Genomic DNA, 13,601 nt, shown 5'->3' on the forward strand with positions numbered 1-13,601 from the left:
TGACAGTATTCTCTGACTATAATCCGGCAAGATTAAGCGAACCTTAAACCGCCGGGATTTCATATTTGCTTTTCCCGGTTATAATCTCCCCCTTGCTTCTCCACGCGTCCGATCATCGGGCGCGTTTTTTCGTTATTTAAGAGATTTCATGCAAAACCGTTTATCTTCCGGCAAGCGCCTGGGCCGTCAGGCATTGCTGTTTCCGCTGTGTCTGGTGCTTTACGAATTTTCCACCTATATCGGCAACGATATGATCCAGCCGGGAATGCTGGCGGTGGTGGAAGAGTATCAGGCTGGTGTCGAATGGGTGCCGACGTCGATGACGGCGTATATGGCTGGCGCGATGTTTATTCAATGGCTGCTGGGGCCGTTATCCGACCGTCTGGGCCGTCGTCCAGTGATGCTGACCGGCGTGGTGTGGTTCATCGTGACCTGTCTGGCGACGCTGCTGGCGCAAAATATTGAGCAATTTACCGTGCTGCGCTTTCTACAGGGCATCAGTCTGTGCTTTATCGGCGCGGTGGGGTATGCAGCGATTCAGGAATCTTACGAAGAGGCGGTATGTATTAAGATCACTGCCCTGATGGCAAACGTCGCGTTGATTGCGCCGCTTTTCGGCCCGCTGGCCGGAGCGGCGTGGGTGCATGTCGCTCCATGGGAAACGATGTTTGTTCTCTTCGCGCTGTTGTCGGCCATCGCCTTTTTTGGTTTGCAGCGTGCGATGCCGGAGACCGCCACGCGCCTCGGCGAAAAACTGTCGCTGGGTGAGCTGGGCTACGATTATAAGCAGGTGCTGAAAAACCCTTTATTTGTGGCGGGGGCGCTGGCGACCGGGTTTGTCAGTCTGCCGCTGCTGGCGTGGATCGCCCAGTCTCCGGTCATTATTATCAGTGGTGAACATGCCAGCAGTTATGAGTACGGCCTGCTGCAAATTCCCATTTTTAGCGCACTGATTATGGGAAACCTGGTGCTGGCGCGGCTGACGTCACGGCGCACCGTGCGTTCGCTCATTATTACGGGCAGTTGGCCGATCGTGGCCGGGCTGCTGCTGTCGGCGGTGGCCACGGTGGTCTCTTCCCATGCTTATCTGTGGATGACCCTTGGGCTAAGCCTGTATGCTTTCGGTATCGGGCTGGCAAATGCCGGGCTGGTGCGTCTGACGCTGTTTGCCAGCGACGTCAGTAAAGGGACCGTCTCCGCCGCGATGGGGATGCTGCAAATGCTGATTTTCACCGTGGGCATTGAGCTAAGCAAGCACGCGTATCTGCTGGGAGGGAATGGCCTGTTTAGCCTGTTCAATCTGGCGAGCGGCGTTCTGTACGGTGGGCTGATCATTGCCTTTCTTAAGAACAAAGCGGTGGGGCAGTCTCAGTAATCCAAATGACGTAAACTGCCGGGTGAGGGGAGTATCACCCGGTACGGCATTAATGAAACGGTGCCTTGCGATCCAGCACGTTATCAATAATCCCCAGTACGCCTTCATCATTATTCAGCGGAGCCTCAAAGCGAGCCACCGCTTTGACCGCCGGCGAGGCGTTAGACATGGCAAAACTGAACCCTGCCTGACGCAGCATTTCTATATCGTTGCCGCTGTCGCCAAACGCGACCACTTCACTATCATCAATGCCCCAGCGCTCCTGCAAAATCCGCAGGCCGTTAGCCTTATGTACGCCGGGGATGATCAGATCGATACTGCCGTGGCCGGTTGTCACGGCGGTCATCATATCGCCCAGCGCCGTATGCAGTAATTGCTGCATCTCCGGTACCAGCGTATCCGGAATATTCAGCCCGAATTTGAGGAAGGTATCGTCAATATTATCGAAATTATCCACCTCTTCCAGACGGTGATAATAGCGGGCAGCGATCGCTTTAAACGCCTTGTCATAATGTCTGAGCGTATAAGCGCTATTCTTCCCGCAGGCGATAATTTCAATATTGGTCAGCGTTTGCAGATGCTCAACCACCGCGTCGAAATGGGCTTTCGGCAGATTGCAGTTAAAGATATCTTGCTGTGCATCGACCACCCAGCCGCCGTTTTCGGCGACAAAGGCGATTTCATGCGCAATCTCCGGGAAAAAGGAGATCAGCTGGTAATACTGGTTGCCGCTCGCCACCACAAAGCGAATACCCTGCTGCTTCATGCGCTGGTACTGGGCCAGGAAACGCTCGCGATTATAAATCTTGGCATCGCTGAGAAAGGTGCCATCCATGTCGACGGCGATAAGTTTAATGCTCATCAATGACTCTCCATAGCAGGGGCCGGTGAAGGTTTAGCGACCGCCTTGGCCACCACGGCGGCGATCAGGACCAGGCCCAGAACCACCATCATAGCGCTACGCAGGCCATAATGCTCGCCGAGGAAGCCGAGCAGCGGCGGACCGACCAGGAACGCGAGATAGCCGGTAATGGCGACCACGCTCACCCGGGTTGGGGCATCCGGTCCGGTATCGCTGGCCGCAGAGATGGTCAGCGGGAAGCCCAGCGACGCGCCCAGCCCCCACAGGATCACCGACATGCCCGCCACCCAGGCGCTGTCGACGAAGATAATCAGCGCAATCCCCAGCGCACCCATCACCGCGCTGGCACGCACGACCGCCACCCGGCTGTAGCGATCGATAAACCAGCCGCCGGTAAAGCGTCCCACCGTCATGCCGAGGGTGAATCCGGCGTAGACCAGCGAGCCGGAAGTGGGGCTGAAGCCGTGGCCGTCGACCATCAACAGCGGCAGCCAGTCATTCGCCGAGCCTTCGGCAAACGCCATCGCCAGCACGATCACGCCAATCAGCAGCAGCTGGATATCGCGGTAAAACGGTAGTCCTTTTTCCGCCGTGGCGGCCGTTTCCGCGCTGTTTTTGCCGGTGCCATCCGGAATGGCTTTGATGGCAATCGCAATGGGGAGGATAGCGAACAGCGCGGCGAGCAGAATATGGATATTGGCCGAAATCCCAAACGCGGTCAGCATCATACCTACGCCCGCACCGGCCAGCGTACCGAAGCTATAAAAACCGTGCATCATCGGCAGCACCGTTTTATTCATCTCCCGTTCAACCGCCGCGCCTTCAACGTTAATGGCGACTTCTGCCGCGCCAAAGCTACCGCCAAAAATGGCCAGTCCAAAGGCAAAGCACAGCGCCGATGAAAGCCACAGCGCCCCGCTCAGCACCAGCATGCCCAGCACCGCGCAGGACATGGTGGCGCGGATCACTTTACGGGTACCGTAACGTTTGACCAGCCAGGCGGAAGACAAAATGCCGCTCATTGAACCCACCGAAAGGCCAAACAGCACCACGCCCATCTCAGCGGTTGAAACCGACAAAATATCGCGAATTGCCGGGGTACGTGTCGCCCAGGAGGCCATCAACAGGCCAGGTATAAAGAAGAAGGTAAAAAGGGCCCAGGTGCGTAACTGTAGGGCCTTGCGAGGCGTCATGGCTATTTTTCCCTATGCGCTAAAAATATCACCGCAGACAACACTAGCAACTCCGTGTACATTTGTACATAAACTGGATATGAGGAATTCTAATGGCTCGTCCGCCCAATGATCCGCTGCGCCGGGAGAAAATTCTTCAGGCGACGCTGGAAACGATCGCCGCCCACGGCATTAACGCGGTCACACATCGAAAAATCGCGCAGTGTGCCGGTGTGCCGCTGGGATCGCTGACCTACTATTTCGCCGGTATTGATGCCCTGCTGGAAGAGGCGTTCAGCGGTTTCACCGGGCAAATGTCCGTTCAGTATCTGGCTTTTTTTCAGGATGTACAAAATCGCGAGCAGGCGGCGGAGGCGGTAGCCGAACTGATCTTCAGCGCCCAGATGACTACCGTCAGAAACATGGAGCTGATGTATCAGCTTTATGCCTATATGAGCAAAAAGCCGGCGTTAAAGGGCATCATGCAAAACTGGATGCGCCGTAGCCAACAAACGCTGGAGTACTGGTTTGAGCCGGTCACTGCCCGCGCGCTGGACGCGTTTATTGAAGGGATGACGCTGCATTTTGTCATTGACCGCCAGCCGCTGACGCGGGATGAAATACGCTGCATGGTGGCAAGAATTGCGGGTGGGGATGAATCTCAGGCAACAAAAAACCCATCAACCTTGAACCAAAACGGCGGGGTTGATGGGCTCCACAAATTGGGGACATCAAAGAAAAGCAGTGGCACTAATTATGACTAGCGCCCAAAGGAAAAGTTCTCCGCGGTTGCAAAAAATTTTCGTTATGCTGCAAACTTCAGTTTTATCCTATGCCGGGCCAGATCACGATAATCAGTGTCCCTGCCAGGGTGAGGAGTACGTTGGCGATAGCGTAGGTGCCCGCATAGCCCAGCGCCGGAATATTACTGCGGGCCGTATCGCTGATAATTTCCATCGCAGGCGCGCAGGTTCGCGCGCCCATCATGGCACCAAACAACATCGCGCGGTTCATCCGCAGCACGTAAGCACCGAATAAAAAGCAGATAACCACGGGGACCAGGCTGACAATCAGCCCGGCGATCAGCATTTGTCCACCTACCGCGCCGAGACCATGGCCGATGCCGCTACCGGCACTTAACCCGACGCCAGCCATAAAGACCATCAGGCCAAACTCTTTGACCATCGTCAGTGCGCCCTGCGGGATGTAGCCGAAGGTGGGGTGGTTGGCACGCAAGAAGCCGAGCATGATACCGGCGAACAGCAGCCCGGCGGCGTTGCCCACGCCAAAGCTGAACGAGCTGAACTGGAAGGTGATCATGCCGATCATCAGACCGACAATGAAAAACGCGCAGAAGGCCAGCAGGTCGGTAACCTGACTGTGGATAGAAATAAAGCCGATACGGTCAGCGATGGTTTTGACGCGCCTTGCATCGCCGCTCACCTGTAAGACGTCGCCTTTGTTGAGCACGACGTTATCGTCAATTGGCATTTCGATCTGGCTGCGGATCACCCGGTTCAAAAAGCAGCCGTGATCGGTAAGCTTAAGCTGTGCCAGGCGGCGGCCTACGGCGTTGTGGTTTTTCACCACGATCTCTTCCGTGACGATGCGCATGTCCAGCAAATCGCGGTCAAAGACTTCTTTACCATTACGGAAGCTGGGGTCGAGACGGGCGTGGGCATCGGGGTAGCCCACCAGCGCAATCTCATCGCCCATTTGCAGTACGGCGTCGCCGTCCGGGCTTGCCAGGATACCGTTGCGACGAATGCGTTCGATATAGCAGCCTGTCTGGCGATAAATCCCCAGCTCGCGCAGGTTTTTACCGTCGGCCCATTCGACCAGTTCGGGGCCGACACGATAGGCGCGGATCACCGGCAGATATACTTTACGGTTTACGTCGGTATCCAGACCACGCTCACGGGCAATCTGCTGGGCGCTGGTCTGTAAATCCTGATGCTGCAACTTCGGCAGATAGCGCGCGCCGAAAATCAGGCTGACCAGACCAATTAAATAGGTCAGGGCATACCCCAGGCTCAGGTTATCAAGCGCCTGAGATAGCTGGCTGCCCTGCATACCCGAATGGCGGAGCGTATCCCCGGCACCCACCAGCACCGGCGTTGAGGTCATTGAACCTGCCAACATACCGGCCGTCAGGCCGATATCCCAGCCAAATAGCCGACCTAACCCCAGGGCGATCAGCAGTGCGCTACCGACCATTACCAGTGCCAGCATTAAGTAATTTTTTCCATCGCGAAAAAAAATGGAGAAAAAATTGGGCCCGGCCTCCACGCCGACACAAAAAATAAACAGCATAAAACCCAGATTCAGAGCATCTGTGTTAATGCTGAAGTGCTGCTGTCCCAGTAATAGTGAGACAACTAAAACGCCAATGGAATTACCGAGTTGTACCGAACCAAGGCGCAATTTTCCCAGGCAAAGGCCCAGTGCCAGAACAACAAATAATAACAGGATGTAATTCCCGTTTAACAATTCTGCGACGTTTATATTCACGGAAGCTAACTTCTTGTTTACGAGTAACTTGTTGAAAGAGAAAGTATTTTGGGCTACTGTTTTGACGCGGATTCATAAGAACAGTAAAAGTAATCCGCGGTGTTTATTACAGTAAAACAGGTCGTTAGTTTAATCGTTCCTGAATGCAACGGCTAGTGAGAATCGTATGTGCTCATATGGGCGCTTTTTTGGGCAGGGGATGCCGTAATGCTTTATCTGACCAGGTCCTGAAAAGGTTAAAAGTAGGTTTGGTAGAGGAAGAGTCAGGAGGATCCTTTGAAGTCAGAACGGGGTTGGGCCGGCGTTATCTGTTGCTTTTTACTTTTCATTGTTGTGTGTTTTGGGCTGGCAATGAAAATGCACGGTGCGTTTCGTGCGGCAGGTAATCCGGAACTGGGACTGTTGTTTTTTATCCTGCCGGGCGCGGTTGCCAGCTTTATGTCAACCCGTCAGCGTGTATTACGTCCGCTGTTGGGGGCTGTTTTGGCGGCTCCGCTGTGTCTGGTGGTGATGCATCTGTTTTTTGCCACTCACCGTTCATTCTGGCAGGAGCTTGCATGGCTGCTGAGTGCCGTATTCTGGTGCGCGTTGGGGGCATTATGTTTTCTGTTTATCAGTTCGCTGCTGGAAGGTAAAGACAAGTAACCGCTTATCTCTGGCTAACTACCGGCGGGAAGTTATACCCTATACTGGTATCGCTCTCCCGCCTGTAGCAGCGCGGGGAAGCGATAATCTTTTTTTCGCCAGACAGGAAAATGTAATGACGCCGACTATCGATCTTCTGCGCAGCCATCGCTCAATTCGCCATTTCACCGATCGCCCCATCTCTGACGAGCAGCGTCACGCTATCATCGCCAGCGCTCAGTCGGCCTCCAGCTCCAGTTTTTTGCAGTGTAGCTCCATTGTACGCATTACCGACCGCCAGATGCGCGAGTCGCTGGTAACGTTGACCGGCGGACAGAAACATGTCGCCGAGGCAGCGGAGTTCTGGATTTTTTGCGCCGATTTTAATCGCAATCTGCAAATTTGCCCCGATGCGCAGCTCGGGCTTGCCGAACAGCTTTTGTTAGGCGCGGTGGATACGGCGATGCTCGGACAAAATGCCATGACGGCGGCGGAGTCGCTGGGATTGGGTGGGGTATATATTGGTGGGATCCGTAACAGTATTGAGGCCGTGACCGAACTGCTCCAGCTGCCGAAATACGTGCTGCCGCTGTTCGGATTATGCCTCGGCTGGCCTGCGGACGATCCAGATGTCAAACCGCGCATGCCGGAAGCGATGCTGGTTCATGAAAATCACTATCAGCCGCTAGATGCACAGGTGCTGGCGCAGTACGATGACGAACTGGCGAATTACTATTTACATCGCGACAGCAACACCCGCCGCGATACGTGGAGCGATCATATTCGCCGCACCATCATTAAAGAAAGCCGCCCCTTTATCCTCGATTATTTGCATAAGCAGGGATGGGCAACGCGCTAAGAATCGGTATTATACGCCGGATCTTCAGGTTTTCTCAGAGAGGTAAAGGGTGAAAATTGCCATTTTGTCCCGGGACGGAACGCTCTATTCCTGTAAACGTCTGCGCGAGGCCGCGATGCAGCGCGGCCATATCGTTGATATTCTCGATCCGCTTTCCTGCTATATGAATATCAATCCCTCGGTCTCCTCTATTCACTATAAAGGCCGCCAGTTACCGCATTATGATGCGGTGATCCCACGTATCGGGTCAGCCATTACCTTTTACGGTACGGCGGCCCTGCGGCAGTTTGAACTGCTCGGCAGCTACCCGCTGAATGAATCTGTCGCGATTTCCCGTGCGCGCGACAAGCTACGCTCCATGCAGCTTCTGGCGCGTAAAGGCATCGATTTGCCGCTCACCGGGATGGCACATTCGCCGGATGACACCAGCGATCTTATCGAGATGGTGGGAGGCGCGCCGCTGGTCGTGAAGCTGGTAGAAGGCACGCAGGGCATCGGCGTGGTGCTGGCGGAGACGCGTCAGGCAGCGGAAAGCGTCATTGATGCGTTTCGCGGGCTGAACGCGCACATCCTGGTTCAGGAATATATCGCGGAAGCGAAAGGGCGCGACATTCGTTGCCTGGTGGTGGGCGATAAAGTAGTCGCGGCGATTGAGCGCTGTGCCAAAGAGGGCGATTTTCGCTCGAATTTGCACCGGGGTGGCGTCGCAAGGATCGCCACCATCACCGATCGCGAAAGGGAAATTGCCATTACTGCCGCGCAAACGCTGGGCCTTGACGTGGCTGGCGTCGATATCCTGCGGGCTAACCGTGGGCCGCTGGTGATGGAGGTCAACGCTTCACCCGGTCTGGAAGGCATTGAGAAAACCAGCGGTATCGACATTGCGGCCCGCATGATCCAGTGGATAGAATGCCAGGCAACGCCAGGTTTCTGTCTTAAAATCGGCGGATAACGCATTTTCACAGCGCATCATGGTATGCGCGGCGCTTTTTGCGTAAGCTATGGCGCTGATATTTTATTTCATGAGGTCGTACGCACTATGGATTCACTCGTCGTTCCGGGTCTGGATACGCTACGTCAATGGCTCGACGAATTGGGCATTAGCTTTTTCGAGTGTGATACCTGTCAGGCGTTGCACCTCCCGCACATGCAGAATTTCGACGGCATCTTTGATGCCAAAGTTGATATTATCGATAATATCATTCTGTTCTCAGCCCTGGCGGAGGTGAAGCCTTCCGCGCTGCTGCCGCTGGCCTGCGACTTATCGGCTATTAATGCCAGTTCGTTGACCGTAAAAGCGTTCCTCGATATTCAGGATGATAACCTGCCCAAGCTGGTGGTGTGCCACTCGCTCTCTGCCGCCGTCGGCGTAACCAAAGAGCAGTTTGCCTGGTTCCTGAGCCACAGTGAAGAACAGATCTCCATGGTGATCCTCGAGGCGGGCGCAAACCAGCTTCTCTTTACGGGCGAAGAAACGGAAGAAACGCCGCAGGAAGATATCCAGTACCATTTTCTTCACTGATCCTTTCTCTGAATAGCGCAGTCGCCACCAGCGCGGCTGCGTATTACCTGTTTTTATTCTGCTTTTAACCTCCTTTTAAAGAATTATTCACCTCCCTTTACGATGTTTTGCCTTATCCCATAGACAAAAACTGCATAAAAAATTGATAAACGGCGTTTTTTAATCTGGGCTATAGCCTCGCACTCTGGCTAAAGTTATTCTTGCCGGGCTTAAAGTAGCGAGTAATGCTTCCAGGAAGAGGGTCTTCTCTTCTGGTCAGCGTGTCCGAGAAAATATGCACGAATCTTGCATATCCTGAAATGCATACATTTTTGTTCGTTTGTTAACGAACGCTGAGAAGGAAAAGAGATATGACCGCCTTGAGTAAAAAATGGTTAACAGGTCTGGTTACGGGTGCGCTGATGGCCGTCTCTGCTGGCACGCTCGCGGCTGAGCAAAAAACGTTACATGTCTATAACTGGTCTGACTATATTGCCCCGGACACGGTGGCTAATTTCGAAAAAGAGACCGGGATCAAGGTCGTGTACGACGTGTTTGATTCTAACGAAGTGCTGGAAGGCAAGCTGATGGCGGGCAGTACCGGGTTTGATCTGGTGGTGCCGTCGGCCAGTTTCCTTGAGCGCCAGCTTTCCGCTGGCGTATTTCAGCCGCTGGATAAAAGCAAACTGCCAAACTGGAAGAATCTCGATCCGGACCTGCTGAAGCTGATTGCAAAGCACGATCCGGAAAATAAATTCGCCATGCCCTATATGTGGGCCACCACTGGCATTGGCTATAACGTTGAGAAAGTGAAAGCCGCGCTCGGCGCTGATGCCCCGGTTAACAGCTGGGATCTGGTGATGAAGCCGGAAAACCTGGCGAAGCTGAAAAGCTGCGGCGTTTCATTCCTCGACGCGCCGGAAGAAATTTTCGCCACCGTGCTGAACTACCTGGGCAAAGATCCTAACAGTACTAAAGCGGATGACTACACGGGTCCGGCAACCGATCTGCTGCTGAAGCTGCGGCCGAATATTCGCTACTTCCACTCTTCGCAGTACATCAACGATCTGGCAAATGGTGATACCTGCGTGGCTATCGGCTGGGCGGGGGATGTGTTGCAGGCTGCAAATCGCGCTAAAGAAGCGAAAAATGGCGTAAACATTGCTTATTCTATTCCGAAAGAGGGTGCACTGGCGTTCTTTGATGTCTTCGCAATGCCTGCGGATGCGAAAAATAAAGAGGAGGCTTATCAGTTCCTCAACTATCTGCTGCGCCCGGATGTGATTGCCCACGTTTCGGATCACATTTATTACGCCAGCGCCAACAAAGCCGCGACGCCGCTGGTCAGCGCTGAAGTACGCAATAATCCGGGGATTTATCCGCCGGACGATGTGCGCGCGAAAATGTTTACCCTTAACGTTCAGGAACCCAAAATCGATCGCGTGAGAACGCGTGCGTGGACGAAGGTGAAAAGCGGTAAATAACGGCGGATAAGTTTGCCCGCGACGTTAACGCTGGCGGGCAACCTCTTCTCCTGGCCGGGCACGCTTCGTTGTCCGGTACCTCGCACCATCCTGATGCATTTGCACCATTTTTGTTTTATGCCGGAGAGCAACTGAGTGAATGACGCGATCCTCCGCCCGCAGGCGAAAACCCGTAAAGCGCTGACACCGCTGCTGGAAATCCGCAATCTGACGAAATCTTTCGACGGTCAGCATGCCGTGGACGATGTCAGCCTGACTATCTATAAAGGCGAAATCTTTGCCCTGCTGGGCGCGTCCGGCTGTGGTAAATCCACGCTGTTGCGCATGCTGGCAGGCTTCGAACAGCCCACCGCCGGGCAAATTGTTCTCGATGGCGTGGACCTGGCCCATGTGCCGCCGTATCAACGTCCCATCAATATGATGTTTCAATCCTATGCGCTTTTCCCGCACATGACCGTTGAGCAAAATATCGCCTTTGGCCTGAAGCAGGATAAGCTGCCGAAAAGCGAAATCAGTGCCCGAGTGGCGGAAATGCTGGCGCTGGTGCATATGCAGGAATTCGCCAAACGCAAGCCGCACCAGCTTTCCGGCGGTCAGCGGCAACGCGTGGCGCTGGCTCGTAGCCTGGCGAAACGTCCCAAATTGCTGCTGCTGGATGAGCCGATGGGCGCGCTGGATAAAAAACTGCGCGACCGGATGCAGCTTGAAGTGGTGGATATTCTGGAGCGCGTCGGTGCAACCTGCGTGATGGTGACGCACGATCAGGAGGAAGCGATGACCATGGCCGGGCGCATCGCCATTATGAACCGGGGAAAATTCGCCCAGATTGGCGAGCCGGAAGAGATTTACGAGCATCCCACCACCCGCTACAGCGCGGAATTTATCGGCTCGGTAAACGTGTTTGAAGGATTGCTGAAATCGCGGGAAGACGATGGCCTGATCATTGAATCACCGGGGCTGGTCCATCCGCTGAAAGTCGATCCGGACGCCTCCGTGGTTGATAACGTTCCGGTTTACATCGCCCTGCGTCCGGAAAAAATCATGCTCTGCGATGAGGTCCCGGCGGACGGTTTCAACTTCGCCGTGGGTGAGGTAGTGCATATTGCCTATCTCGGCGATTTGTCGATTTACCACGTGCGGCTAAAAAGCGGGCAGATGCTGAGCGCTCAGCTACAGAACGATCATCGCTATCGCAAAGGGACGCCGACCTGGGGCGATGAGGTGCGTCTGTGCTGGGACGCAGATAGCTGTGTGGTACTGACGGTTTAAGGAGCGGCAATGAGTACATTAGAACCCCCGGCTCGCGCCCGTCAACCAGGCGGTGTTGCACGCTGGCTGGCAAAAATGCAGATGAAGCACGGGCGTAAGCTGGTGATCGCGCTGCCTTATCTCTGGCTGACCTTGCTGTTTCTGCTGCCGTTTTTGATTGTCTTTAAAATTAGCCTCGCGGAGATGGCGCGTGCCATTCCACCCTATACCGATCTTATGGAATGGGCGGACGGGCAACTGTCGATTACCCTCAATCTCGGTAATTTTCTGCAACTGACCGACGATCCGCTCTATTTTGAAGCCTATCTTCAGTCGTTGCAGGTGGCGGCGATTTCAACGTTGTGCTGTCTGGCGCTGGGCTACCCGATGGCCTGGGCCGTCGCGCACAGCAAGCCTTCAACGCGCAATATTTTGCTGCTGCTGGTACTTCTGCCGTCGTGGACGTCGTTTTTGATCCGCGTGTATGCGTGGATGGGCATACTCAAAAACAACGGCGTGCTGAATAACGTTTTACTGTGGCTCGGGGTTATCGATCAGCCGCTGACTATCCTACATACCAATCTGGCGGTTTATATCGGCATCGTGTATGCCTATCTGCCGTTTATGGTGCTGCCAATTTATACCGCGCTGACGCGTATTGATTATTCGCTGGTGGAAGCGGCGTTGGATCTCGGCGCACGTCCGATGAAGACCTTTTTCAGCGTGATCGTGCCGCTAACCAAAGGCGGGATTATTGCCGGGTCGATGCTGGTGTTTATTCCGGCGGTTGGGGAATTTGTGATCCCCGAACTGCTCGGCGGCCCGGACAGCATTATGATCGGTCGCGTGCTGTGGCAGGAGTTCTTTAATAATCGCGACTGGCCGGTCGCGTCTGCGGTGGCAATCGTGATGCTTTTGCTGCTGATCGTGCCGATCATGTGGTTCCATAAGCATCAACAAAAAACGGTGGGGGAGAACGGATGAATAATCTGCCGGTAGTACGCTCGCCGTGGCGAACTCTTATTCTGATCGTCGGGTTTACGTTTCTCTATGCCCCAATGCTGATGCTGGTCGTTTACTCCTTCAACAGCTCAAAACTGGTGACGGTGTGGGCAGGCTGGTCAACGCGCTGGTACGGTGAGCTGTTTCGCGACGACGCGATGATGAGCGCGGTGGGATTGAGCTTAACCATCGCCGCCTGTGCGGCAACGATGGCGGCGATCCTCGGGACGATTGCCGCGGTGGTGATGGTGCGCTTTGGCCGTTTTCGCGGCTCGAACGGTTTCGCCTTTATGATCACTGCGCCACTGGTGATGCCGGATGTGATCACCGGCCTGTCGCTGCTGCTGCTGTTTGTTGCGCTGGCGCATGCGATTGGCTGGCCTGCCGATCGCGGCATGCTCACTATCTGGCTGGCGCACGTTACCTTCTGTACTGCCTACGTGGCGGTGGTGATTTCGTCGCGTCTGCGCGAACTGGATCGTTCGATTGAAGAGGCGGCGATGGACCTGGGTGCCGCGCCGCTGAAGGTTTTCTTCGTCATTACCCTGCCGATGATTATGCCGGCGGTGGTTTCTGGCTGGCTGCTGGCATTTACCCTGTCGCTGGACGATCTGGTGATTGCCAGCTTCGTGTCGGGTCCGGGGGCGACGACGTTGCCCATGTTAGTCTTCTCCAGCGTGCGGATGGGGGTTAACCCGGAGATTAATGCGCTGGCAACGCTGATCCTTGGCGTGGTCGGAATTGTCGGATTTATCGCCTGGTGTTTGATGGCGCGCGCAGAAAAGCAGCGGACGAGAGATATCCAGCGTGCAAGACGCGGATGATGCGCCTAAAATCTTTGCAGAAATGGGCAATCGGTACGATTGATGACAAACCGTCCGTGGAACGCGGGGCGACCGCCGGGTGGGGCCTCCCTCCGGGAACCCAATCTTGGCGTTTCCCCTGACCATCCCTTTTGTCAGC

The 13,601-nt window shown here is 54.8% G+C and carries 13 protein-coding genes; 10 read left to right on the forward strand and 3 right to left on the reverse strand.

Features of this window, described 5'->3' with window-relative positions; genetic code table 11:
- The first annotated feature begins 148 nt into the window (after window positions 1-148).
- Entirely contained in the window at window positions 149-1,375 is a 1,227-nt protein-coding gene (locus INT84_RS02975; RefSeq protein ID WP_194205559.1) for an MFS transporter, read from the forward strand.
- Window positions 1,376-1,424: 49 nt separating this feature from the next.
- Here the strand turns inward: INT84_RS02975 and INT84_RS02980 are convergent, their stop codons facing one another.
- Together INT84_RS02980 and INT84_RS02985 are read right to left on the reverse strand one after the other, a co-directional pair.
- Entirely contained in the window at window positions 1,425-2,237 is an 813-nt protein-coding gene (locus tag INT84_RS02980) for a Cof-type HAD-IIB family hydrolase (protein ID WP_194205560.1), read from the reverse strand.
- Window positions 2,237-3,430 carry an MFS transporter gene (locus tag INT84_RS02985; protein WP_176920588.1) on the reverse strand — a complete coding sequence of 398 codons (1,194 nt, stop codon included), beginning with the start codon at window positions 3,428-3,430 and terminating at the stop codon, window positions 2,237-2,239. The genes INT84_RS02980 and INT84_RS02985 overlap by 1 nt, the downstream gene beginning before the upstream one ends.
- Before the next feature lie 92 nt (window positions 3,431-3,522).
- Between INT84_RS02985 and INT84_RS02990 the strand changes: the two genes are divergently transcribed.
- Window positions 3,523-4,173, forward strand: a complete 651-nt coding sequence (locus INT84_RS02990; RefSeq protein WP_194205561.1) for a TetR/AcrR family transcriptional regulator — start codon at window positions 3,523-3,525, stop codon at window positions 4,171-4,173.
- Window positions 4,174-4,234: 61 nt separating this feature from the next.
- On the opposite strand, the gene INT84_RS02995 is transcribed toward INT84_RS02990, so the two are convergent.
- Entirely contained in the window at window positions 4,235-5,920 is a 1,686-nt protein-coding gene (locus INT84_RS02995) for an aspartate:alanine antiporter (RefSeq protein WP_176920590.1), read from the reverse strand.
- A gap of 276 nt (window positions 5,921-6,196) precedes the next feature.
- Here INT84_RS02995 and INT84_RS03000 point away from each other — a divergent pair, with 276 nt between their 5' ends.
- The 8 genes from INT84_RS03000 to potI all read left to right on the forward strand — a co-directional run bounded on the left by INT84_RS03000 (window position 6,197) and on the right by potI (window position 13,462).
- The gene (locus tag INT84_RS03000; RefSeq protein WP_194205562.1) at window positions 6,197-6,565 is read left to right on the forward strand and encodes an inner membrane protein YbjM; all 369 of its coding nucleotides are present in this window, start codon (window positions 6,197-6,199) and stop codon (window positions 6,563-6,565) included.
- A 115-nt stretch (window positions 6,566-6,680) separates the two neighbouring features.
- Window positions 6,681-7,403 carry an oxygen-insensitive NADPH nitroreductase gene (nfsA, locus tag INT84_RS03005; RefSeq protein WP_194205563.1) on the forward strand — a complete coding sequence of 241 codons (723 nt, stop codon included), beginning with the start codon at window positions 6,681-6,683 and terminating at the stop codon, window positions 7,401-7,403.
- Between the two features lie 49 nt (window positions 7,404-7,452).
- Window positions 7,453-8,355 carry a 30S ribosomal protein S6--L-glutamate ligase gene (rimK, locus tag INT84_RS03010; protein ID WP_176920593.1) on the forward strand — a complete coding sequence of 301 codons (903 nt, stop codon included), beginning with the start codon at window positions 7,453-7,455 and terminating at the stop codon, window positions 8,353-8,355.
- 87 nt (window positions 8,356-8,442) lie between these two features.
- Window positions 8,443-8,925, forward strand: coding sequence for a YbjN domain-containing protein (locus INT84_RS03015; protein WP_176920594.1), 483 nt, complete (start codon window positions 8,443-8,445; stop codon window positions 8,923-8,925).
- A 350-nt stretch (window positions 8,926-9,275) separates the two neighbouring features.
- A complete protein-coding gene (potF, locus tag INT84_RS03020) occupies window positions 9,276-10,388 on the forward strand; it encodes a spermidine/putrescine ABC transporter substrate-binding protein PotF (protein WP_176920595.1) in 1,113 nt (370 codons plus the stop codon).
- A gap of 135 nt (window positions 10,389-10,523) precedes the next feature.
- A complete protein-coding gene (gene potG, locus INT84_RS03025) occupies window positions 10,524-11,657 on the forward strand; it encodes a putrescine ABC transporter ATP-binding subunit PotG (RefSeq protein ID WP_176920596.1) in 1,134 nt (377 codons plus the stop codon).
- A gap of 9 nt (window positions 11,658-11,666) precedes the next feature.
- On the forward strand, window positions 11,667-12,620 hold the full coding sequence (potH, locus tag INT84_RS03030; RefSeq protein ID WP_194205564.1) for a putrescine ABC transporter permease PotH: 954 nt from the start codon (window positions 11,667-11,669) through the stop codon (window positions 12,618-12,620).
- On the forward strand, window positions 12,617-13,462 hold the full coding sequence (potI, locus tag INT84_RS03035; RefSeq protein ID WP_194205565.1) for a putrescine ABC transporter permease PotI: 846 nt from the start codon (window positions 12,617-12,619) through the stop codon (window positions 13,460-13,462). Before potH ends, potI begins: the two co-directional genes overlap by 4 nt.
- Window positions 13,463-13,601: the final 139 nt, after the last annotated feature.

Source organism: Superficieibacter sp. 1612_C1 (assembly GCF_015234305.1).
Taxonomy (GTDB): Bacteria; Pseudomonadota; Gammaproteobacteria; order Enterobacterales; family Enterobacteriaceae; genus Superficieibacter.

Coding starts and splice junctions, on each gene's coding strand:
- potH (WP_194205564.1), top strand. CDS start 11,667: ATGAGTACATTAGAACCCCCGGCTCGCGCCCGTCAACCAGGCGGTGTT.
- INT84_RS02980 (WP_194205560.1), bottom strand. CDS start 2,237: ATGAGCATTAAACTTATCGCCGTCGACATGGATGGCACCTTTCTCAGC.
- potF (WP_176920595.1), top strand. CDS start 9,276: ATGACCGCCTTGAGTAAAAAATGGTTAACAGGTCTGGTTACGGGTGCG.
- INT84_RS02990 (WP_194205561.1), top strand. CDS start 3,523: ATGGCTCGTCCGCCCAATGATCCGCTGCGCCGGGAGAAAATTCTTCAG.
- potI (WP_194205565.1), top strand. CDS start 12,617: ATGAATAATCTGCCGGTAGTACGCTCGCCGTGGCGAACTCTTATTCTG.
- INT84_RS02975 (WP_194205559.1), top strand. CDS start 149: ATGCAAAACCGTTTATCTTCCGGCAAGCGCCTGGGCCGTCAGGCATTG.
- INT84_RS02985 (WP_176920588.1), bottom strand. CDS start 3,430: ATGACGCCTCGCAAGGCCCTACAGTTACGCACCTGGGCCCTTTTTACC.
- nfsA (WP_194205563.1), top strand. CDS start 6,681: ATGACGCCGACTATCGATCTTCTGCGCAGCCATCGCTCAATTCGCCAT.
- INT84_RS03015 (WP_176920594.1), top strand. CDS start 8,443: ATGGATTCACTCGTCGTTCCGGGTCTGGATACGCTACGTCAATGGCTC.